The sequence below is a fragment of the Streptomyces sp. NPDC019531 genome (genome assembly GCF_044903305.1).
Classification (GTDB): Bacteria; Actinomycetota; Actinomycetes; order Streptomycetales; family Streptomycetaceae; genus Streptomyces.
Genome location: NZ_JBJDQL010000005.1, coordinates 159903 through 183969 on the forward strand (window position 1 = coordinate 159903; position 24067 = coordinate 183969).

Here is a 24067-nt window from a genome sequence, read left to right on the forward strand (position 1 = left end):
TAACGCGATCGCGGCCACCCCCCGCACGTCCGAAGGTTCAGAGGGCCGATGCCCCGTCCTTGATCCCGTCCCAGAATCCGGGCAGCTCGGCCTCCACGGCGGCCGCCCGCTGCTCCTCGCGGCCGTAGAGCAGCCCGTACGTGAAGGCACTCTCGCCCGCCGCGTGGGCGACCGCGGACAGCTCGCGCAGGGTCTGCCGGGACATCACGCTGTCCTGGTGCTCGCCCAGCAGGTTCTGCAGCGACTTCATGGACTTCACCATGGTCTTGGCCGGCTTGCCGAGGGCCGGTCCCGCCGCCTCGGCCGCGTAGCGGGTGCGCTTGGTCTTCTTGCGGGCCTCATGGATGGCGACGTCCCGGTCGGTGCCGGGTTCCAGGTCGAGCGCCTGCTCGACGAGCCCGGTGACCTTCCCGAAGTCCTTCTTCACGGCCTTGGCGAGCACCGGTTCGGGCTTCTTCCCGGCCGCCTTCAGCAGCGGCGGGTCGGCGATCAGCGCGTCCAGGGCGTCGAGCAGGGTGAGATAGCGGTGCGAGTCCAGGACACCGATCAGCCGCGCGCTCGCCCCGCCGGGCCGGTCCCCCGCCCAGGTGCTCAGTCGCTCGGCGACGGGCCCTGAGACCAACGCCGGGGGCACCTCGTCGAGGACGGCCGTCAGGCGTTCGTTGAGCACCTCCCGGTCCCGGTCCACACCCAGCTCGCCGGCCAGCCACTTCAGCTCGTCGCCGATCGGGTCGGTGACGCTTCGGTCGAGGACTTTGCCGTACGACTTGAAGGTGCTGCGCATCCGGCGGGTGGCGACCCGCATGCTGTGCACCGAGTCCTCGGCGTCCTGGCGCACGGCCGGGTCGAGCCCGACGATCGCGTCCCGCTGGGTGCGGACGTACGCGAGGACGTGGTCGCCCGCGGTCACCGGATCCCCGGTGACGGGGCTCTTCTTCTTGGGTGCCGTCTCCTCAAGGGCCCGGGCCAGCTTCGAGGAGGACGCGGACGGCCGTACGCCCGCGTTGCGCAGCCGCTTCTCCACCTTGTCGAGGAAGGCCGGGTCGCCGCCGTCGGCGAGCTCCACCTCGATCTCGGTCCACTGGGCGTCCCCGACGCCCCCACTGAGCCGTTTCGCCTGCACGGCGTCCACGCTGACCTCGGCGAGCAGCCGTCCCTCCGCGTCAAGGAGGTGGCGCACGTCGCGGTCCGAGCGCAGCTGGACCACGGGCAGGACCTCGACGTTCCGGATCCGGGAGCGCACGAGTGCGGCGAGTTCGTCGGGGAGGGTGTCTGCGAGGGGGGCCCGGATCTCGTCGCGCACGCCCTCGGAGACCGGGAACTTCAGGTGCCAGCCCGCGTCCGATCCACCCGTGCGGCGGCGCAGGGTGATCGAGGACGCGATGAGGCGTTCGTCGGCCGTGTCGTAGTAGGTGGCGTCCAGATGCGCGACGCCCTTGTCGACGACGGCTTCGACCCCGGCGACTCCCGTCAGGTCGGGCAGTCCGCTCTCTTCGGACTCGTACTTGCGCTCGATCTCCCGCTTTGTGTCCGCCATGATTCGAATCTAGTGGGAGTCAGGGCACGAGGACAGGGCCCTCTGAGGGCGAATCGGAGGGGAAAGGACGATGACCGGCGACTATGCCGACATCGGCCGCTGCACCCTGATCGACTGCAACAACCCCACCGCCACCCACACCGCGAACATCGATGATCCGCCGTACGACACGAACGGCAGCGGCAGGCCGGTGACCGGCATGATCCCGAGGGTCATGCCGATGTTCTCGAAGGCCTGGAAGGCGAACCACGCGACGATCCCGGCGGCCACGATCGTGCCGTACAGCTCGGTCGTCTCGCGGGCGATCCGGCAGGCCCGCCACAGGACGATCCCGAGCAGGACGATGATCAGGCCCGCGCCGATGAAGCCCAGCTCCTCGCCGGCGACGGTGAAGACGAAGTCGGTCTGCTGCTCCGGCACGAACTGGCCCGTGGTCTGCGAGCCGTGGAACAGGCCCGCGCCGGTCAGACCGCCCGAACCGATGGCGATCCGGGCCTGGTTGGTGTTGTAGCCGACGCCTGCCGGATCGAGGCTCGGGTTGGCGAAGGCGGCGAAGCGGGCGATCTGGTACTCGTCCAGCACCCCGAGCTGCCACACCGCGACCGCGCCGAGCGTCCCCGCGCCGAGCAGCCCGAAGACCCATCGGTTGGAGGCGCCGGAGGCGAGCAACACTCCGAGCACGATGATGACCATGACCATGACGGACCCGAGGTCGGGCATGAGCATCACGATCAGCATCGGTACGGCGGCGAGGCCGAGCGCCTGGAGCACCGTGCGGTGGTCGGGATGGGGCTTGTCGCCCGCGTCGACCCGGGCCGCCAGCAGCATCGCCATGCCCAGGATGATCGTGATCTTCACGAACTCCGAGGGCTGGAGCGAGAAGCCGCCGCCGAGCACGATCCAGGAGTGGGCGCCGTTGACCGTGGAGCCCAGCGGGGTGAGCACCAGCAGGAGCAGAAAGACCGAGGCGCCGTACAGCAGGGGCACGGCGGTGCGCAGGGCGCGGTGGCCGACCCACACCGTGCCGATCATCAGGGCGAACCCGATGCCGGTGTTCATGATGTGCCGGATCAGGAAGTAGTACGGGTCGCCCTGGTTGATCTCGGTGCGGTTGCGGGTCGCCGAGAAGACCAGGATCGAGCCGATCATGGACAGGGCGAGGGCCGAGAACAGTATCGGCCAGTCCAGCCGGCGGGCGAGCGAGTCGCGGGCCAGCAGCCGGGTCCAGCCCGCGCGCTCGGGGCCGTACCCGGAGACCTGGAAGCTGTTCGCCCCGGTCATGTGAGCATCCTCCGGCTTCCCCGCTTGCGGCGGCGCCTGCGTGTGTCACGGTTGCCGGTCGTCGGCGTGTTCACGGTCGCCGCCTGCTGGGTCTCGTCCGGCTCGGGCGCGCCCTCCTGGCTCGCCCGCTGGTCCTTGGCCGGGTCCTTGACGACCTTCGGGGACTTGATCGTCCCGTCGGTCTGGATCTTCGGCAGGCTCTTCTCGGGGGTCGGCAGCAGCGCGTTCTTCTTGTCGATGGTGCCGTCGTCCGAGACGCCGTACAGCGCGTCGTAGATGTTGCGGACGGCGGGGCCCGAGGCGCCGGAGCCCGTACCACCCTGGGAGATCGTCATGACGACCGTGTAGTCCTTGGTGTACGTGGCGAACCAGGACGTCGTCTGCTTGCCGTAGACCTCGGCGGTACCGGTCTTGGCGTGCATCGGGATCTTGTCCTGCGGCCAGCCGACCTGGGCGAAGCGCCAGGCGGCGGTACCGCGGGTGGCGACGCCGGCGAGGGCCTCGTCCATCTTGGCGAGGTTCGTCTGGCTTATGGGCAGCTTGCCGTGCGAGGTGGGCTTGATCTCGTCGACCGCCTTGCCGTCGGCGCTGACGATGGCCTTGCCGACGGTCGGGTCGTGCAGGGTGCCGCCGTTGGCGATCGCCGCGTAGATCGTGGCCATCTGGATCGGGGTGACGAGGGTGTCGCCCTGGCCGATGGAGTAGTTGATCTCGTCACCGGCGCGCATCTTGTTGCCTTCGAGGCAGTTCTCGTACGCGATCTTCTCGACGTAGGAGCCGTTCTTCTTCCCCGTCTTGCACCAGGCGTCCTTGTTGGCCTCCCAGTACGACTCCTTCCACTGGCGGTCGGGGACGCGGCCGGTGACCTCGTTGGGGAGGTCGATGCCGGTCTCCTTGCCGAGGCCGAACTGGTGGGCGGCCTTGAAGAAGTAGTCCTTGGGCTCGCCCTTCTTCGGGTTGATCCCGCCGTCCTTCTGCCATTCCCTGTGGGCGAGGCCGTAGAAGACGGTGTCGCAGGAGACCTCAAGGGCCCGGCCGAGCGAGATGGGGCCGAAGTTCTCCGACTCGAAGTTCTTGAAGACCTGACCACCGACCGAGTACGAACTCGTGCACGGGTAGTTGCCGTTGAAGTCGTAGCCGGCTTCGAGCGCGGCGGCCGTGGAGATCACCTTGAAGGTGGAGCCGGGCGCGGACTGACCCTGTATGGCCCTGTTGAGCAGCGGGTAGTTGGACTTCTTGCCGGTGAGCTTGGCGTAGTCCTTGGCGGAGATGCCGCCGACCCAGGCGTTGGGGTCGTAGGTCGGGTTGGACGCCATGGCGACGATGCGGCCGGTCTTGGCCTCCATGACGACGACCGCGCCGGAGTCGGCCTTGTAGTTCTCGCCGGTGTTGTCGTCGAACTCCTTACGGGCTTGCTTCATCGCGTCGTTCAGTTCGTACTCCGCGACGCGCTGCACGCGGGCGTCGATGCTGGTGACGAGGTTGGAGCCGGGCTGGGCCTCGTCGGCCTCGGCCTGGCCGATGACACGGCCCAGGTTGTCGACCTCGTAGCGGGTCACGCCGGCCTTGCCGCGCAGTTCCTTGTCGTACTCGCGCTCCAGGCCCGAGCGGCCGACCTGGTCGGAGCGCAGGTAGGGCGAGTCGGTGTCCTGGGCCTTGGTGATCTCGTCGTCGGTGACGGGCGAGAGGTAGCCGAGCACCTGGGCGGCGTTGGACTTGCCGGGGGCGGCGTATCGGCGCACGGCCTCGGGTTCGGCGGTGATGCCGGGGAAGTCCTCGGCGCGCTCACGGATCTGCAGGGCCTGCTTGGCGGTGGCCTCGTCGGTGATGGGGATCGGCTGGTACGGCGAGCCGTTCCAGCAGGGCTGGGGGGTCTTGGCGTCACACAGCCGGACCTTCAGCATGACGTCCTCGGGCTTCATGCCGAGAACGCCGGCCAGCTTGGTGAGGACGGCCTTGCCGTCGTCCTTCATCTTCAGCAGGTCGGTGCGGGAGGCGGAGACCACGAGGCGGGTCTCGTTGTCCGCGAGGGGCACTCCGCGCGCGTCCAGGATCGAGCCGCGCACGGCGGGTTCGACGACCTGCTGGACGTGGTTGCCGGAGGCCTCCTTGGCGTACTCGTCGCCCTCGCGGATCTGGAGGTACCAGAGGCGGCCGCCGAGGGTGCCGAGGAGGGACAGCACGAGGATCTGGATGACGACGAGCCGGATCTGGACCCGTGGGGTCCGTCCGGTCTCGGGGATGTTGGTCACTGCGGCTGCCGCCCCCTCTCAGTGTGTGTATGTGTCATATACGGCGAACCTGTGAACGCGGTCCGCCAACTTCCGTGGGATCACAGCCGCTTGACTCCCTTGATGCGGCCCGCCCGGGCCGTACGGGTGCGTGCCTTGGTCTTCAGGCTGCCGAGGCCGCCGCGCTGGCTGCCGATCTTCAGGCCCGTGCCCGAGGAGAGCCACCCTGAGGAGATGTCCGTCGACTTGGCCGCGGAGCCGGTCTCGGCCAGCGGGTCGTTCTCGGCGCGGCGGGCGAGCGCCATGATGCCGGGGACGACGAACGGGGCGAGCAGCAGGTCGTACAGGGCGGCCGTGAACAGCAGGCTGCCGAGGCCGACATGGCGGGCGGCGGTGTCGCCGACGAGGGCGCCGACCCCGGCGTACAGCAGGGTGGTGCCGATGGCGGCGGCGACCACGACGACCATGGGGCCGGTGGCCGACTTGAGTCTGCCGCTCTCCGGCTTCGCGAGGCCGGCGAGGTAGCCGATGACGCACAGCACCAAGGCGTAGCGGCCGGCGGCGTGGTCGGCGGGCGGGGCGAGGTCGGCGAGGAGACCGGCGCCGAAGCCGACGAGGGCGCCGCCGACATGGCCGTAGACGAGAGCCAGGCCGAGGACGGTCAGGAGCAGCAGGTCGGGGACGGCGCCCGGCAGGTGGAGGCGGGCCAGGACGCTCACCTGGAGCACCAGGGCGACGACGATCAGGGCCGACGAGAGCAGGATCCGGTTGACGCGCATGACTACAGCTCCTACTGCTCTTGCTGGATCTCGCCGTCGGCCGGCGCATTGGCGGACGGGGTGACGGTGACCGTCACGGTCGGCGTGGGCGTCTTTTTCGGTTTGGCGGGCAGCACCGTGTCGCGCGGGTCCTTCTTGGGGGCCTCGACTACGACGCCGACGATGTCGAGCTTGGTGAAGCTGACGTACGGCGTGACGTAGAGGGTGCGGGTGAGGTCGCCGCCGGAGGGGTCGACGCGGGAGACCACGCCGACCGGGACGCCGGGCACAAAGGGCTTGTCGGCCTGTGAGCCGAAGGTGACCAGGCGGTCGCCCTTCTTCACCTCGGCCTTGCCGTTGAGGAGTTCGACGCGCAGCGGCTGGTCGCCCTGCCCGGAGGCGAAGCCGAGTTCGTCGGTGGCCTCCATGCGGGTGCCGACGGTGAAGTCGGGGTCGTTGGCGAGGAGCACGGTGGCGATGTTGGGACCGACCGTGGTGACGCGGCCGACCAGGCCGTCGCCGTTGAGGACGGTCATGTCGCGCTTGATTCCGTCGTTGGCTCCGACGTCGATGGTGATCGTCCAGGAGAAGCCCTGGGCCGCTCCTATGGCGATGACCTCGGCACCCTTGATGCCGTACTGGCCCTCGCCGGCGATCTTCATCATCTTGTCGAGCTGCTTGAGCCGGCTGGAGTTGCGGTCGTCGCTGCCGAGTCTCGCCTTGAGGGCCGCGTTCTCCTTCTCCAGCGCGGCGAGCCGGTCGTGCCGCTCGCCGGAGTCGCGGATGGCCGACACGGCGTTTCCGACCGGATTCACCGCGGTCGACACACCGTCCTCGACCGGGCCGAACACGGCAGCCGCGGCCTGGCGGGCACCGTCGACCGGTGAGTCCTCCCCGCCGCGGATGTCGACCGTGATCAGCGCGAACGCGACGGCGATCAGCAGCACCAGGAGCAGCCGGCTCTCTCGTGTGTCCCTCACGTGCGGCGGCCGTGCCCTTCTTATTGGAGTTGCGTTTGTGGGAGCTTATGCCTCTATATCAACGATCCGCCGCACGAGAGGAGATCATCTCGTACGGCGGAATCGAAGAGTTGCGTCATCTGCGCGGCTGGGCGTCCAGCACCTGCTGGAGCGCCTCGAACTCCTCGACGCACTTGCCGGAGCCGAGCGCCACGCTGTCCAGGGGGTCCTCGGCGATGTGGATCGGCATACCGGTCTCCCGGCGCAGCCGTTCGTCGAGTCCACGCAGCAGGGCGCCGCCGCCGGTGAGGACGATGCCGCGGTCCATGATGTCGCCGGAGAGTTCCGGCGGGCACTTGTCGAGGGTCGTCTTGACGGCGTCGACGATGGCGTTGACGGGTTCCTCGATCGCCTTGCGGACTTCGGCGGCCGAGATGACGACGGTCTTGGGCAGTCCGGAGACGAGGTCCCGGCCGCGGATTTCGGTGTGTTCGTCAGCGTCGAGGTCGTACGCCGAACCGATCGTGATCTTGATCTGTTCGGCCGTCCGCTCACCCAGCAGGAGGGAGTACTCCTTCTTGATGTGCTGGATGATCGCGTTGTCCAGCTCGTCACCGGCGACCCGGATGGACTGGGCGGTGACGATGCCGCCGAGGGAGATGACCGCGACCTCCGTGGTGCCGCCGCCGATGTCCACCACCATGTTGCCCGTGGCCTCGTGGACCGGCAGGCCGGAGCCGATGGCGGCCGCCATGGGCTCCTCGATGATGTGCACCTGACGGGCGCCGGCCTGGGACGACGCCTCGATGACGGCGCGGCGCTCGACGCCCGTGATGCCCGAGGGGACACACACGACGACGCGCGGCCTCGCGAGATAACGCCGCTTGTGGATCTTCAGGATGAAGTAGCGGAGCATCCGCTCGGTGATCTCGAAGTCGGCGATCACGCCGTCCTTCAGCGGCCGCACGGCAACGATGTTGCCGGGGGTCCGCCCGATCATCTTCTTCGCTTCGGCGCCGACCGCGAGGATGCCACCGGTGTTGGTGTTGATCGCGACGACGGACGGCTCGTTGAGTACGATCCCGCGACCCCTGACGTACACCAGCGTGTTGGCGGTCCCGAGGTCGACAGCCATGTCACGGCCGATGAACGACATTGAGTTCCCCATCAGGATTCGACTGGCCTTCCCAGGAGCTTTTGAGGGCTTTTCAGGTCGGCGAAGTGGGTGCGGTGACGTGAAGGCTTCCATCGTAGACGCGCCTGCACGAACACTGCGCGAGGGTCTTCGCCATTGTCAGCAGATCAAACGCCGCCTCGCTTGTGGAGACGGTCCATAGGGGGCACTCGTTCCCCCGATCGGCACGCATATGCCGAGGGACGGCCGAAAATGTACGGCCGTCCCAGGTCAGACAGAAGAGCGAGCTGACACCCCGTCAGAAACGTCCACCAAAACTCCGTAAGGGCTACGAGCGGCCCGGGAAGAAGATCTTCACCTCACGCTCGGCCGACTCCTCGGAGTCGCTCGCGTGGATCAGGTTCTCGCGGACGATCACGCCGTAGTCACCGCGGATGGAGCCGGGCGCGGCGGCGATCGGGTCGGTGGGGCCGGCGAGCGCGCGGACGCCCTCGATGACCCGCTCGCCCTCGACGATCAGCGCGACGACCGGCCCTGAGGCCATGAACTCCACCAGCGGCTCGTAGAAGGGCTTGCCCTTGTGCTCGCCGTAGTGCTGCTCCAGCGTGTCCTGGTCCAGGGTGCGCAGCTCCAGCGCGGTGATCTGCCAGCCGGCCTTGCGCTCGATACGGCTGATGATCTCGCCGGTCAGGCCACGACGGACGGCGTCGGGCTTGAGGAGGACGAGGGTGCGCTGGCTCACGAGGGGCTCCTTGGCTGCTGACATGTGCGGTGGGGACGAGATTACAGGGCGTGTCGATGCGTCCGTCACACAGCGTCAGGTGTAGCGGAATCCGCCTGGGCGCCTTTGGTGGCTTGGGTGTCTTGGGTGGCTTGGGTGGCTTGGGTGTCTTGGGTGGCTTGGGCGGCGAATCTCGCCTTCGCCTCGTCGATCTTCCGGCCGTAGTGCACGGAGGCCCACCACAGCGCCGCGAAGATCGCTCCCATGAAGAACATGGTCGGGATGACGAAGCCGGAGGCGATCAGGGCGATCTGCAGCGCCCAGCCGAGGGCGATGCCGCCGGGCCGGGTCACCACCCCGCACAGCGCGAGGCAGAGGAACATGGCGATGCCGCTGACCGTCCACACGGTGGAGGTGGCCAGGTCGGGGTCCTTCATCGCGACCAGTCCGGCGAAGCCGATGACGAAGAACTCGCCGATCAGCGTCGAAGCACAGAGCGTACGCATGGCTGATGCCTCAGCCCCTTCCGAGCAGCAGCCGAGCCTCGCCGACCGTGATGACCGACCCGGTGACCAGCACCCCGCCGCCCGCGAACTCGCCGTCCTCCTCGGCCAGCGTGATCGCCTCCTCCAGCGCGTCCGGCAGCCGCGGCTCTACCTGGACACGCTCCTCGCCGAACACCTCGACGGCGATCGCGGCGAGCTCGTCGGCGTCCATCGCGCGGTGGCTGGAGTTCTGGGTGATCACGACCTCGGCGAAGATCGGCTCGAAGGCCTCAAGCAGCCCCCGCACGTTCTTGTCGCCGCTCGCGCCCACCACACCGATCAGCCGGCTGAAGTCGAAGGCCTCGCCGACCGCCTCGGCCGTGGCGCGGGCGCCCGCCGGGTTGTGAGCGGCGTCCAGGACGACGGTCGGGGAACGCCGTACGACTTCGAGGCGGCCCGGCGAGGAGACGGCCGCGAACGCCTTGCGGACCGTGTCGATGTCCAGCCGGTCCGGGCGCTGGGCGCCGACACCGAAGAACGCCTCCACGGCGGCGAGCGCCACGGCCGCGTTGTGCGCCTGGTAGGGGCCGTGCAGCGGGAGGTAGACCTCTTCGTACTCGCCGCCGAGGCCGCGCAGGGTGAGCATCTGGCCGCCGACGGCGACCTGGCGCGCGACCACGCCGAACTCCAGGCCCTCGCGGGCCACGGTGGCGTCGACTTGCACGGCCTTCTTCAGCAGCACCTGTGCCGCGTCCACCGGCTGCTGGGCCAGGATCACGGTCGCGTCCTGCTTGATGATCCCGGCCTTCTCGACGGCGATCTCCCCGGCGGTCTCGCCGAGCCGGTCCGTGTGGTCCAGGTCGATGGGGGTGACCACGGCGACATCGCCGTCGATGACGTTGGTGGCGTCCCAGGAGCCGCCCATCCCGACTTCCACGACGGCCACGTCGACGGGGGCGTCCGCGAAGGCGGCGTACGCCATGCCGGTCAGCACCTCGAAGAAGGACAGCCGGTACTGCTGCGAGGCGTCGACCATCTCGATGTACGGCTTGATGTCGTCGTACGTCTCGATGAACCGCTCGGCCGAGATCGGGGCGCCGTCCAGGCTGATGCGCTCGGTGACGGACTGCACATGGGGGCTGGTGTAGCGGCCCGTACGCAGTTCGAAGGCACTGAGGAGGGCCTCGATCATGCGGGCGGTGGAGGTCTTGCCGTTCGTGCCCGTGATGTGGATCGAGGGGTACGACCGCTGCGGCTCGCCCAGTACGTCCATCAGCGCGGCGATCCTGCTGACCGAGGGCTCCAGCTTGGTCTCGCCCCAGCGGGTGGCGAGTTCCGCCTCGACCGCGCGCAGGGCCTTGTCGACCTCGGGGTCTTCGGGCCGGGCTGGCACGTCTGCCTCCGGCGGGCCGCCCTGGGTACGCAGGGTGCGGCTGCCGGCCTCGATGACCGCGAGGTCGGGGTCGCGGTCGGTCTCGGCGGCGACGATCTCGTCGAAGGGGTCGGTCTCACTCACAGGGCCAGTCTACGGAGGCCGACTGACAGAGTGCCTTCGGAGTGGGGTGGCCGGCCTTCGCGGGCGGCTGCGGGTGTGTGGGGCTGGTCGCGTGCACGCGGCGGAGCCGCATATCGATACAGCCCCGCGCCCCCAAAAGCCACAGGGCCCCGGAGTCCAGACGACCCCGGGGCCCCATGAGCCTTACGCCTCAGGCAAGCGGTCCAGTTGCTCCTGGATCCTCGCGATGTCCTCGTCCGCCTTGGCCAGGCGGCCGCGGATCTTGTCGACCACGTTGTCCGGGGCCTTCGCCAGGAACGCTTCGTTGCCGAGCTTCCCTGTCGCCTGGGCCTTCTCCTTCTCCGCCGCCGCCAGGTCCTTCGCGAGGCGCTTGCGTTCCGCGACCACGTCGATCGTGCCGGAGAGGTCGAGGGCGACCGTGGCGCCGGCGACCGGGAGGGTCGCCGTGGCCGCGAACGTCTCGCCCTCCGGCTGGAGGCGCAGGAGCTGGCGGATGGCCGCCTCGTGCGGGGCGAGGGCGGTGCCGGTCAGTTCCAGGCGGGCGGGGACCTTCTGACCGTCCTTCAGTCCCTGGTCCTTGCGGAACCGGCGGACCTCGGTGACGACCCGCTGGACCAGCTCGATCTCGAGTTCGGCGTCCTTGTCGCGGAAGCCGCTGTCCTGCGGCCACTCGCCGATGACCAGGGACTCGCCGCCCGTGAGCGTGGTCCACAGGGCGTCCGTCACGAACGGGATGACCGGGTGGAGCAGACGCAGCGTCACGTCGAGGACCTCACCGAGGACGCGTCCGGAGACCCTGGCCTGCTCGCCGCCCGCGAAGAACGTCGTCTTCGACAGCTCGACGTACCAGTCGAAGACCTCGTCCCACGCGAAGTGGTAGAGCGCGTCGGCGAGCTTGGCGAACTGGTAGTCGTCGTAGTACGCGTCGACCTGCGCGACCGTCGTGTTGAGGCGGGAGAGGATCCAGCGGTCCGTCGCCGACATCTCGGAGGCGTCGGGCAGCGGGCCCTCGACCGTGGCGCCGTTCATGAGGGCGAAACGGGTGGCGTTCCAGAGCTTGTTGGTGAAGTTCCGGGATGCCTTGACCCAGTCCTCGCCGATCGGCACGTCCGCGCCCGGGTTGGCGCCGTTGGCGAGGGTGAAGCGGACGGCGTCGGAGCCGTAGGCGTCCATCCAGACCAGGGGGTCCACCGCGTTGGGGTTCGACTTCGACATCTTCTTGCCGAACTCGTCGCGGACCAGGCCGGTCAGCGCGATGGTGTGGAAGGGGGCCTGGCCGTCCATCGCGTACAGGCCGAACATCATCATCCGGGCGACCCAGAAGAAGATGATGTCGTGGCCGGTGAGCAGGACGTCGGTCGGATAGAACTTCCGCAGGTCCTCGGTCTGTTCGGGCCAGCCGAGCGTGGAGAACGGCCACAGGCCGGAGGAGAACCAGGTGTCCAGGACGTCGGAGTCCTGGGTCCAGCCCTCCCCGGTGGGCGGCTCGTCGTCGGGGCCGACACAGACGACCTCGCCGTCGGGGCCGTACCAGATCGGGATGCGGTGGCCCCACCACAGCTGGCGCGAGATGCACCAGTCGTGCATGTTGTCGACCCAGTCGAAGTAGCGCTTCGACATGTCCTCGGGATGGATCTTGACGCGGCCGTCGCGGACCGCGTCGCCGGCCGCCTTGGCGAGCGGGCCGACCTTGACCCACCACTGCATGGACAGGCGCGGCTCGACCGTGGTCTTGCAGCGCGAGCAGTGGCCGACGGAGTGCATGTAGGGGCGCTTCTCGGCGACGATGCGGCCCTGCTCCTTGAGCGCGCCGACGACGGCCGAGCGGGCCTCGTAGCGGTCCAGGCCGATGAAGGGGCCGTGGACGGTGATCACGCCGTGCTCGTCCATGATCGTCAGGGACGGCAGGTCGTGGCGGCGGCCGATCTCGAAGTCGTTCGGGTCGTGGGCCGGGGTCACCTTGACCGCGCCGGTGCCGAACTCGGGGTCGACGTGGGTGTCGGCGACGACCGGGATGGTGCGGTCGGTCAGCGGGAGCTTGATCTGCTTGCCGATGAGGTGCCGGTAGCGCTCGTCGTCGGGGTGGACGGCGACGGCCGTGTCACCGAGCATCGTCTCCGCGCGCGTGGTCGCGACGACGACGCTGTCCTCGCCCTCGCCGTAGCGGATGGAGACCAACTCGCCCGCGTCCTCCTGGTATTCCACCTCGATGTCCGAGATGGCCGTCAGACAGCGCGGGCACCAGTTGATGATGCGCTCGGCGCGGTAGATCAACTCGTCTTCGTAGAGCCGCTTGAAGATGGTGAGGACGGCCTTGGAGAGGCCCTCGTCCATCGTGAAGCGCTCGCGGCTCCAGTCGACGCCGTCACCGAGGCGACGCATCTGGCCGAGGATCCGGCCGCCGTACTCCTCCTTCCACTGCCAGACGCGCTCGACGAACTCCTCGCGCCCCAGGTCGTGTCGGGACTTGCCCTCCTCGGCGAGCTGCTGCTCGACCTTGTTCTGGGTGGCGATACCGGCGTGGTCCATGCCCGGCAGCCACAGCGCCTCGTAACCCTGCATGCGCTTGCGGCGGGTGAGGGCGTCCATGAGCGTGTGCTGGAAGGCGTGGCCCAGGTGCAGAGAGCCGGTGACGTTCGGCGGCGGGATGACGATGGTGTACGGGGGCTTGTCGCTCTTCGCGTCGGCCGCGAAGTAACCGCGCTCCACCCAGCGCTCGTACAGCGTCCCCTCTACCTCGGCCGGCGCGTACTGGGTCGGCAGTTCGGTGCTGGGCGCTGTGGGCTGCTGCTGAGCGTTCTCGGTCACGGGGTCAGTTTAGGGGTGCCGTGGGCGTGCCCCGAAACTCGTTTGTTCTGTAACGGTGGGGCCCCGACGCAGTGCGCCGACCGTGCCTGAGCCAGGATGTCGGGAACACATAAACATCTGGAGGGGAACCCAGAGATGAGTCACAACCAGCCGGGCCCGTACGGGCAGCCCCAGCAGCCCGGGCAGCCGCCGCAGCCCGGTCCGTACGGTCAGCCGGGCCCCTACGGCCAGCCGCCGCAGACCCCGCAGGCTCCCCAGCCCGGCTACGGCTACCCCCAGCAGGCACCGCCGCCCCCGCAGGGCCAGCCACAGCCCCAGCCGCAGCCCGGTTACGGCTACCCGCAGCAGGGCGGGGTGCCGCCGCAGCAGGGCGGCGTCCCTCCGCAGACCCCGCCGTACGGACAGCCGCAGGCTCCCTACGGCCAGCAGGCCCCGTACGGGCAGCAGCCTCCGTACGGCCAGGCGCCCTACGGCGTGCCGCAGCCCCCGGCGCCGGGCGGCGGCAACGGGAAGAAGATCGGCATCATCGTCGGCGCGGTGGCGGTCGTGGCCGCGATCGCGGTCGGGGCGTACCTCGTGATCGGCGGCGGGAGCGGGAGCGGGGGTTCCGATGTCCCTGACGACGGGGCGCACAAGCTGGCCGCGCCGGCGACGATCCTCGACGGGGACTACAAGAAGGGCAGCGACGCCGGCCTCGGTGCGCTGAGCGAGAGCGACGTCAAGGACGCCGAGTCGTGGGGCGTCGAAGGTGCCAAGGACCTCAGTGCGACCTACACCTCGGGCTCGGGCCTCAGCGTGAAGACCCTGATGTTCGCCGGGGTGTACGGCACCATCGACGACCCGGAGAAGGTCGTCGACTCGATGTTCGCCCAGGCCAAGAAGGGCTCCGCGAGCAGCTCCGGCTCGGGCTCGTTCGAGGGCAGCCCCAAGGAGTTCACTCCGGCGGGCTTCGAGAACGGCGTCATGAAGTGCCAGGAGATCAAGACCACCGAGTCCGGCGAGACCCTCACGATGCCGGTGTGCATCTGGGGTGACCACAGCACGGTCACGTACGTGTTCGCGTACGACATGGCCGCCCTGACCGAGGGCAAGAGCAGCACGATGACGGAAGCGGCCGAACTGACCGCGAAGGTCCGCAACGACGTGCGCGTCAAGTCCTGACGAACACCGGCACCTCAACAACTGTGAAGGGGCCCCGGTCGGTTGACCGGGGCCCCTTCACATGTCCGTGACGACTACGCCGTCTGTCCGTGGACGGCTACGCCGTCTTCTGCTCCCCCGAACCCCGCCCCCGCGCGTCCCGCGGGATCAGTGTCGGGTTGACGTTCGAGTGGACGACGTCCGCCGTGATGACGACTCGGGCCACGTCCTTGCGGGACGGGATCTCGTACATGACGCCCTGGAGGACCTCTTCCATGATGGCGCGCAGGCCTCGCGCGCCGGTCTGGCGGAGGATGGCCTGGTCGGCGATGGCCTCCAGGGCCTCGCGCTCGAAGTCCAGCTCCACGCCGTCGAGTTCGAAGAGGCGCTGGTACTGCTTGACCAGCGCGTTGCGGGGCTCGATCAGGATCTGGAGGAGGGCCTCGCGGTCGAGGTTGTGGACCGAGGTGATGACCGGGAGACGGCCGATGAACTCGGGGATCATGCCGAACTTGACCAGGTCCTCGGGCATGACGTCCTCGAACTGGTCCTTGGCCTCCAGCTCGCGCTTGGAGCGGATCGTCGCGCCGAAGCCGATGCCCTTGGCTCCCGCCCGGGACTCGATGAGCTTCTCCAGGCCCGCGAAGGCACCGCCCACGATGAACAGGACGTTCGTCGTGTCGATCTGGATGAACTCCTGGTGCGGGTGTTTGCGGCCGCCCTGCGGCGGGACGGAGGCCGTGGTGCCCTCCAGGATCTTCAGGAGCGCCTGCTGCACACCCTCACCGCTCACGTCCCGCGTGATCGAGGGGTTCTCACTCTTGCGCGCGACCTTGTCGATCTCGTCGATGTAGATGATCCCGGTCTCGGCCTTCTTGACGTCGTAGTCGGCCGCCTGGATCAGCTTCAGCAGGATGTTCTCGACGTCCTCGCCGACGTACCCCGCCTCGGTGAGCGCGGTGGCGTCCGCGATCGCGAACGGGACGTTCAGCATGCGGGCGAGGGTCTGCGCGAGGAGTGTCTTGCCGGAGCCCGTGGGGCCCAGCAGGAGGATGTTGGACTTGGCCAACTCGATCGCGTCGTCACGGCCGTTGCCGCCGCCGTTCTCGCCGGCCTGGACGCGCTTGTAGTGGTTGTACACCGCCACGGAGAGGGCCTTCTTGGCCGAGTCCTGGCCCACCACATAGCCCTCGAGGAACTCGAAGATCTCGCGGGGCTTGGGGAGTTCCTCCCAGCGCACCTCGCTGGTCTCCGCGAGTTCTTCCTCGATGATCTCGTTGCAGAGATCGATGCACTCGTCGCAGATGTACACACCAGGCCCTGCGATGAGCTTCTTGACCTGCTTCTGGCTCTTGCCGCAGAACGAGCACTTGAGCAGATCGCCGCCGTCACCGATGCGTGCCACGGTGTGCTTCCCCTTCGCCTGGGAGACGCCTAGGTCCAGCGGCTCCTGGTGCTGCCTTATGTCCGACGGTACCTTGCCGGGCCCCCCGTTCGGGCCCCCCTTGGCAGGGTTCACTTTGACGTGCACGGTGCCAAGGGGCGGCATATCCTACGGGGTCCGACTAACGGACGGCGGCGTTGTTCATCTTCCGGGTGGAGATGATCTGGTCGACCAGGCCGTACGCCAGCGCGTCCTCGGCCGTGAGGATCTTGTCGCGCTCGATGTCCTCACGGATCTTCTCGATCGGCGTGGTGGAGTGCTTGGCCAGCATCTCCTCCAGCTGAGCGCGCATCCGGAGAATCTCGTTGGCGGCGATCTCCAGGTCGGAGACCTGACCGCGGCCGGTCTCACTGTAGGGCTGGTGGATCAGCACACGGGCGTTCGGCAGCGCCATGCGCTTGCCCGGCGTACCGGCGGCCAGCAGGATCGCGGCGGCGGAGGCGGCCTGGCCCATGCAGACCGTCTGGACGTCCGGCTTCACGAACTGCATCGTGTCGTAGATGGCCGTGAGCGCGGTGAAGGAGCCGCCGGGGCTGTTGATGTAGACCGAGATGTCCCGGTCGGGGTCCATCGACTCCAGGCACAGCAGCTGCGCCATGACGTCGTTGGCGGAGGCGTCGTCGATCTGCACGCCGAGGAAGATCACGCGCTCCTCGAAGAGCTTCGCGTACGGGTCGTACTCGCGGATGCCCTGCGAGGTGCGCTCGACGAAGCGGGGGATCACGTAGCGGGACTCCGCGACGGGCACCGTGCTCTCGGCGCGTGCGCGGTCGTACAGGCTGCTGCCGGGGTAGTCGTTCACTGTCTGTCTCCTAGGGGCTGTGGCGGTCGGCTGGGGGCTGTGCGGGGGTGTTTCCGGCCCCGCATGGGGCTCAGGCCCCGGTGCCGCCGCCGCCCGGCATGCCGGCGGCCGTGGCGATCACGTCGTCGATGAGGCCGTACTGCTTGGCCTCGAAGGCGTCGAACCAGCGGTCACGGTCCGAGTCTCGGGTGACCTGCTCGACCGTCTGGCCGGTGTGCTGGGAGGTGAGCTCGGCCATGCGCTTCTTGGTGTGCAGCAGCCGCTCGGCGTGGATCTTGATGTCCGAGGCCGAGCCGGCGAGACCGGCGGACGGCTGGTGGATCAGGATCTCGGCGTTCGGCAGTGCGAAGCGCTTGCCCGGCGTGCCCGCGCTGAGCAGGAACTGGCCCATGGAGGCCGCGAGGCCCATGGCGATGGTCACCACGTCGTTCTTGATGTACTGCATGGTGTCGTAGATCGCCATGCCGGCCGTGATCGATCCGCCGGGGCTGTTGATGTAGAGGTAGATGTCCTTGTCCGGGTCGGCGGCAAGGAGCAGCAGCTGTGCGGTGATCTTGTTCGCGATGTCGTCGTCGACCGGCTGGCCGAGGAAGATGATCCGCTCGTTGAGCAGCCGGTTGTAGACATGGTCGCCGAGGCCACCGCCGATGGAAGGCTCACCGGCGGCGGAGGGCATCAGATTCGTCACGTATCCACCTGCTCGTCTTACGACGGCGCCGGGCCGTCTTACGTTTCCCTATCAAGGGACCCTAACGCGCTGGTCCCTTCGGGGAATCCCGGATCAGTGGCTGTTCGCCGGGGGCGTAGAGCCTCCGGCGGGGTGCCGGGTGCCTATTCGCCGTGACGGTGACCGTGCCTGGGCGGCTGCGGGTCGTGGGTGGCTTGTCGCGCAGTCCCCGCGCCCCTTCAGGTAGGCCGACGGGCCCCGGGTGCATACGCTCCCGGGGCCCGTCGTACGACAATCAAGGCGCTGTGGGTGTCAGGCCTCGGTCTTCTCCTCGGCGGCCGGGGCCTCGACGGTCTCACCGTCGGTCGCCTCGGTGGTCTCGTCCTCGTCGTCGTCCAGGTCGATGACCTCGCCGTTGGTGTCCTTGACCGTGGCGGCCTCGACCACGACGGCCAGGGCCTTGCCGCGGGCGACCTCGCCGACCAGGAGCGGGACCTGGCCGCCCTCGACGACGGCCTGGGCGAACTGGTCGGGGGACATACCGGAGGAGGCCGCACGCCGCATGAGGTGCTCGGTGAGCTCCTCCTGGTTGACGTTCAGCTTCTCGCGCTTGACGAGCTCGTCGAGGACGAACTGGGTCTTGATGCCCTTGACCGCGGCGTCCTTGGTCTCGGTGTCGAACTCCTCGGCCGTCTTGCCCTGGATCTCGAGGTACTTCTCGATGTCCAGGCCCATCTGGCCGAGCTGGTGGTGCTCCAGGTTGTGCTTGCGGGTGTTGATCTCGTCCTCGAGCAGCTTCTCGGGGACGGGCACCTCGACGAGCTCCAGGAGCTTCTCCAGGACGCGCTCCTGGGCCTGGGTGGCCTGGTCGTACTGCTTCATGTTCTCGAGGCGCTTGCGGCTGTCGGCCTTCAGCTCGTCGAGGGTGTCGAACTCGGAGGCGAGCTGCGCGAACTCGTCGTCCAGCTCGGGCAGTTCGCGGGCGGCGACCTGGGTGACCTTGACGGTGACCTCGGCCTCCTTGCCGGCCGCGGAGCCGCCCTTGAGCTCGGAGGCGAAGGTGGCCTCGCCACCGGCCTCCAGGCCCTTGACGGCGTCGTCGATGCCGTCGAGGAGCTCGCCGGAGCCGATGGTGTAGGAGACGCCGCTGGCGATGCCGTCCTCCAGCACCTCGCCGTCGACCTTGGCCTCCAGGTCGATGGTGATGACGTCGCCGTCCTCGGCGGCACGCTCGACGGGGGACGTCGAGGCGAAGCGCTCGCGGAGCTGCTCGACCGACTTGTCGATGTCCTCGTCGGTGACCTCGACGGCGTCGACCTCGACCTCGATGCCGGAGTAGTCCGGGATCTCGATGCTCGGACGGACGTCGACCTCGGCGGTGAAGTTCAGCGTCTCGCCGTCCTTCAGCTCGGTGATGTCGACCTCGGGCTGACCCAGGACGTCGATCTCGGCCTCGTTGACCGCCTCGGTGTAGAACTTCGGAAGCGCGTCGTTGACCGCCTCCTCCAGCACGGCACCGCGGCCGAACCGCTGGTCGATGACGCGGGCCGGGATCTTGCCCTTGCGGAAGCCCTTCACCGTGACCTGCTGGTTGATCTTCTTGTACGCCGCGTCGAGGCTGTCCTTGAGCTCCTCGAAGGGCACCTCGATGCTGAGCCGAACCCGGGTCGGGTTCAGGGTCTCCACGGCGCTCTTCACGGTTCGGTCTCCTTGGGGGCTGACTTCTTGGTTTCTGCCGGAGCCAGAGCGGCTTCGGCGGATTCGCAGCCCGGAGGACTTACCAGTGGAGATCCAGTGGATGAGGCACACGGGCGTGCAGCTTGCATAGTAACGGCAGCGGCGACACGTCCCAAAGGCGATCACTCGGTACGGACGCGCGAGGTGATCGCGCAGGTGGTCGGGGTGGCGGGATTTGAACCCACGGCCTTCCGCTCCCAAAGCGGACGCGCTACCAAGCTGCGCCACACCCCGTCTGGTGCGACACGTAGGGTACATGCCCGCAGGCAGCAGGGTTACCGCATTTCGCGAGTGCCGGGCCGGAGCGGGTGCCGTGCGGCGCGGACCGGGAGTTTCGCAGACTCTGCGGCGCGGTTCCCTGTGGGCGACGGGGCCGGGTGCAGGACGGATGCGGTTCGCGGCACGCGGTTGACCCGACCCAAGGCCAGCCGCTTGCACTGCGGCACCAGGTCTCGGGCGAGCTGACCCGCGCGGTCGACTCCGCAGCGCCGCTCCCTGCCCGCGACCAGGCCAGGCGCAGGACGGATGCGGTTCGCGGCACGCGGTTGACCCGACCCAAGGCCAGCCGCTTGCACTGCGGCACCAGGTCTCGGGCGAGCTGACCCGCGAGGCCGACTCCGCAGCGCCGCTCCCTGCCCGCGACCAGGCCAGGCGCAGGACGGATGCGGCACGCGGCACGCGGTTGACCCGACCCAAGGCCAGCCGCCTGCGCTACGGCTCCGGGCCTCGGGCGAGCTGACCTGCGGCGCCGACTCCGCAGCTCGTCGCGATGGCGGCATGCCCGGACGGCGGGCACCAGAGGGCCGGCGAGGCACGTCCAGAGGACCGGCCGTCGAGACGGCGCTCGACTCGGAGCGGGCGCTGCCGGCGGCCGGAAGTCCTGTTCCTCAAACCCCAGCTCCTCCGCCGACGTGCCCGTGCAGCGCGTGGCCGTTCGGGGTGTGAGGTGGAAGGGGTGTGCGACGAGGGGTGACGACCCGCTACGATGCTTCCGTGCCGCTGGTCAGTGATCCGTGGCGCGTGCTGTGCGGGCGTAGCTCAATGGTAGAGCCCTAGTCTTCCAAACTAGCTACGCGGGTTCGATTCCCGTCGCCCGCTCTGAACGACGAAGGCCCAGGTCAGGTAGTAAATTTACTACCCCTGGGCCTTCGCTCACTTCCCGAGCCGTTCAGGTCTACGTGTCCCCCGCGTGCCCCTTGGGCTTTCGATCTTGCTTCTTCTTCGCCTTTCGGGCCTGTTTCCGGCCCTTGTTGACGAGGCCGCTCACGGCGTCGGCGATCAGCCGGTCACGGTCGGCGCTCGCGTGCTGGTAGATCAGCGCGGCGCGGGCGGTGCTGTGGCCCATGCGCGACATCAGCTCTCGCGTGCTGGCGCCGGTCGAGGCGGCGAGGGTGTTGCCCGTGTGCCGAAGATCATGGAAGTGCAGGCCCTTGATCCCGGCATCAGAACACGCCTCGTGCCACAGCCGGTTGAAGTGGTTGCGGCGCGGAGTGGCCCCTTTGGCTCCGACGAACACCCGACCGTCCGCGCCGTGTTCGGCGTAGACGTCCAGGTGCGCGCGGATCTCCGGGACGATCGCAGCGGGGATTGCCACGGTGCGCTTGCCCGCCGCACTCTTGGGCGCCTTGATCTCCCGCTGGCCGTTGTTGAGCTCGGCGACGGCCCGGCGGACGCGAACGGCCCCGTGGTCGAGGTCGACGTCCCGGCGGTGCAGGCCGACCAGCTCACCCCAGCGCAGGCCGAGGAAGCCAGCCATCAGCACGAGCGCGCGGTAGCGGGGCTGGATCGCGTCGGCCAGGTCGTAGACCTCCTGCACGGTCGCGGTGGGCCGCTCGGGGGTGTGCACGGTGCTGGCTCCCTTGATCGTGCACGGGTTGCGGCGGATCAGGAGGTCTGCCACGGCCGTGCCCAGGATGGCGCGCATCAGGGCGTACGCCTTGGCGACGGTGGTCGGGCCGGTGCCGCCGGCGAGCTTGTCGGCCCGCCAGCGACGCACGAGCGGGGGCGAGATGTCGGCGACGTTGACCGTCCCGAAGGTCGGCGCGAGGTGATGCCGCAGGAGCGAGCCGTAGAGCTGCCGTGTGGTGGTCGTCAGCTCCCGTTCCCTGATCCAGGCGGCGGCGTACTGGCCGAACGGCACCTTCCCCGCGTCCGGGTCGTGCCAGTCGCCACGGCGCATCTCTGTCTGCTTGTCGGCCAACCAGTCGTCAGCGTCCCGCTTGGTGGCGAAGGTCTCCGGGGCGGGCCTCAGCAGCCCGTCAGGGCCGACGTAGCGGGCCTGATAGCGGCCGGACGGGAGCTTGCGGACGCGGCCGAACTGTCGGCGCTTGCTGGCCATCAGGCAGCCACCCCATGGAGGGCACCACCACGGCGACGCGGCTGCACCGTGTTGGCCTCAATGAACGCCTCTACGACGCTCTCCTTGATCCGGACGTACCGGCCTACCTTGACGAAGGCGATCCGGCGCTCTTCGATCAGGCGACGCGGGAAGCGCTCCCCGCTCTCCTTCCAGGTGCCGAGCCGTACGGCGACCTCCGCCACGTCCAACAGTCGATCAGTCATGCGGCTACTCCTTCCAGTTCGAGCAGGGCGGGCAGTTCGTCGCGGGCCGTTTCGCGGTTCTGTTGGATGTCGCGGCGGATGTTGGCGGCGAGCCAGGATTCGCCGGGGGTGTGTCCGTGGCCGGCGTAGGACCAGTGCGCGAGGGTGAGCGTGGTTGCCTCCGGGTTGTCGTCGGGTTCGGGCAGGCCGAGGGCTTCGCGTTGCTGGGTAGCGCGGTAGTCGGCGCGGACCTGTCGCAGGGCGCCGAGGGTGGTGGAGTAGCGGCGGGACTTGGTCGAGAAGTGCCCGCGGAAGCCGAGCATGTGAGCCCAGTCGAGGAGCTTGCGCTCGGGGTAGAGCTTGTGGAGGTCCAGGCAGGCTTCGATGAGCCGGCGGGGGTGGTCCGGGATGCCGAGGAGCACGAGGGCTTCCTTGTTGCCGACGCGGCGGTCGATGGTGCCGGTGGTCTCGGCTGCCTTGGTGGCGTACTTGGCGACGTAGGAGGCAACAGCGGCTTCGGTGATCTCTTCGCCCTGGCCGAAGGCGCCGATCGGCTGCACGTCGAGCTGAGCGCCCCATCGCAGGGTGCGGGCCGGTTGCGTGATCGCCGGTTGCTTCGGGTCCGGCTGGTAGCGGGCCGGGGCCACGTCAACCGTGACGCGGGCGGCGGCAGCCCGGATCGCATCGGTGAGCAGGTCGAGGGTGGCCCAGACCGGGGGTGGATCGTCGGGTCCGCCCGGTCCGTCGAAGCGGATCACGGCGTGGAAGTGCACGGCACCGCGCTTCTGGTACTCAGCGACCTTGCCGAAGGAGACCCGGGACTGTTCGCGCGCGTCCTTCTGGGTGAGTCCGGCCCGCTTTGCGATCTCGCGGCGGAGGTAGATCGTGAAGTAGCGCCACAGCTCGGAGGCGTGGTTGTTCCACAGCACCGCGCCCGCGTAGTCGTACTCGGCCGGATTGAGGGGGGCGCCCAGCTCCGGGGAGTCTTCGCCGTGCCGTGCACCGCAGCGGCAGGGCCGGTTTCCGGGGCGGTTGTGGACCGGGCCGAACGAGGGCGCGGTGAGGGTGGCGAAGACTCTCGGGTGATCCCGGACCGTGTGCGGAGTGCCCTTGGCAGGGTCGCCGACGAGACCGGCGCGGATGAGGTGGTAGGTGTCGCCGGCGTAGGTCCAGGCGCACGAGGGGCAGCGCGAGGCACGGCGGTTGCCGCACGCGATGCGGAGCCGTCCGCCGGGTTCGGTATCGGTCGAGTAGGTGTGCAGAGCCTGTCCGGTGACCCGGTCGCGGGTGACCGTAGAGCCTTGCAGGTGGATCGGGTCGGAGCAGCCGCCGGTACGGCGGATCTGGTCTTGGATGCGGTCGAAGCCGTCAGACCCGGCCAGCCTCAGCACGTCGGCGAGGGTGGCCGGGTCCAGGCCCGCCATGGTGGCGGTGTCGGTCACACGATCACCTTCCGGCCCGGGTGAGGGCGGCGGGGGCGTGGTGGGCGTGGCCGGTGCCCCGGCAGACAGGGCAGACCACGCGCAGGGTCACGCGGGAACCGTCGGGGCGGCGGACGCCCGTGGTGATCGAGACGACGGGGAAGTCGTCGCAGTGGTGGCAAACCGGGCGGTTGGTGAGGCGGACAGGCATGATGGACGAAGCCCTTTCGGATCAGTGGTCTGGAAGAGGTCGAGCCGTCCGGGGCGGCGGAACTTTGGCGAGTGAGGCCGCCCCGGGGGGTGCTACTTGCGGTAGCGGTGCTTCGAACGGACCGGTCGGGAACGAACCGGCTTGCGCGGCGCGCGGGAGCGCCGCCGGGTGCCCGCGCGGGATAACTCCCGTTTCTTCGCGCGGTTGATCGTGTAGCTCAGGCCCCCGGTCGCGGACAGAACCGCGACGGCAGCGCCGGCGACGATCTGAGCCACGAACGCGATCACCAGCAGCACGACCACGGCGGACGTGGCGATGACCAGGGTGAGGACGATGGGGCCCTTGTAGGAGCGGGGGGCTTCCTGCACGATCACGACCTTGCGCAGGTCGGAGCCGTGCGGGATGCGCTGGTAGATCTCGCTGGGGATGTGCCCGGCGCGGAGCTGATCCTCGGGTAACTGCATGAGCCCGTCCTCCTTGTCAGCCGGTGCAGCGATGCGTGCGGGCAGCGAGTTCGGCGGCCGAGCGGTCGCGGTGCTCGGTGGAGAAGCCACAGTTCGGAGCGGTGCAGGCGGCGGTGTGCCGGGTCTGGCCGCGTCCGTTGTTGAACGTGCCGACCTTCACGGGGCCGATGCGGATCACGTTGAAGAAGCGGTTCGGTCGCACGGGTGAA

At 68.9% G+C, this 24067-nt stretch carries 21 protein-coding genes and 2 tRNA genes; 2 read left to right on the plus strand and 21 right to left on the minus strand.

Translation table 11 applies throughout. The features are described from left to right. Window positions 1-37: 37 nt before the first annotated feature. The 10 genes from ACI2L1_RS08660 to ACI2L1_RS08705 all read right to left on the minus strand — a co-directional run bounded on the left by ACI2L1_RS08660 (window position 38) and on the right by ACI2L1_RS08705 (window position 13431). Entirely contained in the window at window positions 38-1537 is a 1500-nt protein-coding gene (locus ACI2L1_RS08660; protein WP_404738574.1) for a CHAD domain-containing protein, read from the minus strand. A gap of 81 nt (window positions 1538-1618) precedes the next feature. Continuing rightward, window positions 1619-2818, minus strand: a complete 1200-nt coding sequence (gene rodA, locus ACI2L1_RS08665; protein WP_404738575.1) for a rod shape-determining protein RodA — start codon at window positions 2816-2818, stop codon at window positions 1619-1621. After that, entirely contained in the window at window positions 2815-5070 is a 2256-nt protein-coding gene (gene mrdA / locus ACI2L1_RS08670) for a penicillin-binding protein 2 (protein ID WP_404738576.1), read from the minus strand. The genes rodA and mrdA overlap by 4 nt, the downstream gene beginning before the upstream one ends. Window positions 5071-5150: 80 nt before the next feature. Beyond that, window positions 5151-5828: a rod shape-determining protein MreD gene (mreD, locus tag ACI2L1_RS08675; protein ID WP_404738577.1), complete on the minus strand. Its 678-nt coding sequence runs from the start codon at window positions 5826-5828 to the stop codon at window positions 5151-5153. Window positions 5829-5839: 11 nt separating this feature from the next. After that, window positions 5840-6787, minus strand: a complete 948-nt coding sequence (mreC, locus tag ACI2L1_RS08680; protein WP_404738578.1) for a rod shape-determining protein MreC — start codon at window positions 6785-6787, stop codon at window positions 5840-5842. Window positions 6788-6902: 115 nt separating this feature from the next. Further along, a complete protein-coding gene (locus ACI2L1_RS08685; protein ID WP_004931372.1) occupies window positions 6903-7922 on the minus strand; it encodes a rod shape-determining protein in 1020 nt (339 codons plus the stop codon). A gap of 307 nt (window positions 7923-8229) precedes the next feature. Then, a complete protein-coding gene (gene ndk / locus ACI2L1_RS08690; RefSeq protein WP_404738579.1) occupies window positions 8230-8643 on the minus strand; it encodes a nucleoside-diphosphate kinase in 414 nt (137 codons plus the stop codon). Between the two features lie 65 nt (window positions 8644-8708). Continuing rightward, window positions 8709-9128: a DUF4233 domain-containing protein gene (locus tag ACI2L1_RS08695; protein WP_404738580.1), complete on the minus strand. Its 420-nt coding sequence runs from the start codon at window positions 9126-9128 to the stop codon at window positions 8709-8711. Window positions 9129-9138: 10 nt separating this feature from the next. After that, complete coding sequence (locus ACI2L1_RS08700; protein ID WP_404738581.1) at window positions 9139-10623, minus strand: bifunctional folylpolyglutamate synthase/dihydrofolate synthase; 1485 nt, start codon at window positions 10621-10623, stop codon at window positions 9139-9141. 183 nt (window positions 10624-10806) lie between these two features. Beyond that, the gene (locus tag ACI2L1_RS08705) at window positions 10807-13431 is read right to left on the minus strand and encodes a valine--tRNA ligase (RefSeq protein ID WP_404738582.1); all 2625 of its coding nucleotides are present in this window, start codon (window positions 13429-13431) and stop codon (window positions 10807-10809) included. Window positions 13432-13566: 135 nt separating this feature from the next. On the opposite strand from ACI2L1_RS08705, the gene ACI2L1_RS08710 reads away from it, so the two are divergent. Then, the gene (locus tag ACI2L1_RS08710) at window positions 13567-14592 is read left to right on the plus strand and encodes a hypothetical protein (protein WP_404738583.1); all 1026 of its coding nucleotides are present in this window, start codon (window positions 13567-13569) and stop codon (window positions 14590-14592) included. Between the two features lie 97 nt (window positions 14593-14689). On the opposite strand, the gene clpX is transcribed toward ACI2L1_RS08710, so the two are convergent. The 5 genes from clpX to ACI2L1_RS08735 all read right to left on the minus strand — a co-directional run bounded on the left by clpX (window position 14690) and on the right by ACI2L1_RS08735 (window position 19455). Continuing rightward, window positions 14690-15976 carry an ATP-dependent Clp protease ATP-binding subunit ClpX gene (gene clpX, locus ACI2L1_RS08715; protein ID WP_404738584.1) on the minus strand — a complete coding sequence of 429 codons (1287 nt, stop codon included), beginning with the start codon at window positions 15974-15976 and terminating at the stop codon, window positions 14690-14692. Between the two features lie 160 nt (window positions 15977-16136). Beyond that, window positions 16137-16817 (minus strand): ATP-dependent Clp protease proteolytic subunit, encoded by a 681-nt coding sequence (locus tag ACI2L1_RS08720; RefSeq protein WP_404738585.1) that lies wholly within the window; start codon window positions 16815-16817, stop codon window positions 16137-16139. Window positions 16818-16887: 70 nt separating this feature from the next. Continuing rightward, entirely contained in the window at window positions 16888-17493 is a 606-nt protein-coding gene (locus ACI2L1_RS08725; RefSeq protein WP_404738717.1) for an ATP-dependent Clp protease proteolytic subunit, read from the minus strand. A gap of 303 nt (window positions 17494-17796) precedes the next feature. Further along, complete coding sequence (tig, locus tag ACI2L1_RS08730) at window positions 17797-19182, minus strand: trigger factor (RefSeq protein WP_404738586.1); 1386 nt, start codon at window positions 19180-19182, stop codon at window positions 17797-17799. A 196-nt stretch (window positions 19183-19378) separates the two neighbouring features. After that, window positions 19379-19455, minus strand: a tRNA-Pro gene (locus tag ACI2L1_RS08735). A 793-nt stretch (window positions 19456-20248) separates the two neighbouring features. On the opposite strand from ACI2L1_RS08735, the gene ACI2L1_RS08740 reads away from it, so the two are divergent. Then, window positions 20249-20319: transfer RNA gene (locus ACI2L1_RS08740), tRNA-Gly, on the plus strand. Window positions 20320-20395: 76 nt separating this feature from the next. Here ACI2L1_RS08740 and ACI2L1_RS08745 read toward each other — a convergent pair. The 6 genes from ACI2L1_RS08745 to ACI2L1_RS08770 form a co-directional block, all read right to left on the minus strand. Continuing rightward, window positions 20396-21559: a tyrosine-type recombinase/integrase gene (locus ACI2L1_RS08745; RefSeq protein ID WP_404738587.1), complete on the minus strand. Its 1164-nt coding sequence runs from the start codon at window positions 21557-21559 to the stop codon at window positions 20396-20398. Continuing rightward, entirely contained in the window at window positions 21559-21783 is a 225-nt protein-coding gene (locus ACI2L1_RS08750) for an excisionase family DNA-binding protein (protein ID WP_404738588.1), read from the minus strand. Before ACI2L1_RS08750 ends, ACI2L1_RS08745 begins: the two co-directional genes overlap by 1 nt. Next, on the minus strand, window positions 21780-23204 hold the full coding sequence (repSA, locus tag ACI2L1_RS08755; RefSeq protein ID WP_404738589.1) for a replication initiator protein RepSA: 1425 nt from the start codon (window positions 23202-23204) through the stop codon (window positions 21780-21782). Before repSA ends, ACI2L1_RS08750 begins: the two co-directional genes overlap by 4 nt. Before the next feature lie 4 nt (window positions 23205-23208). After that, the gene (locus ACI2L1_RS08760; protein WP_404738590.1) at window positions 23209-23394 is read right to left on the minus strand and encodes a hypothetical protein; all 186 of its coding nucleotides are present in this window, start codon (window positions 23392-23394) and stop codon (window positions 23209-23211) included. A gap of 92 nt (window positions 23395-23486) precedes the next feature. Then, a complete protein-coding gene (locus tag ACI2L1_RS08765) occupies window positions 23487-23858 on the minus strand; it encodes a hypothetical protein (protein ID WP_404738591.1) in 372 nt (123 codons plus the stop codon). 16 nt (window positions 23859-23874) lie between these two features. Then, a complete protein-coding gene (locus ACI2L1_RS08770; RefSeq protein ID WP_280898902.1) occupies window positions 23875-24060 on the minus strand; it encodes a mobile element transfer protein in 186 nt (61 codons plus the stop codon). Window positions 24061-24067 lie beyond the last annotated feature (7 nt).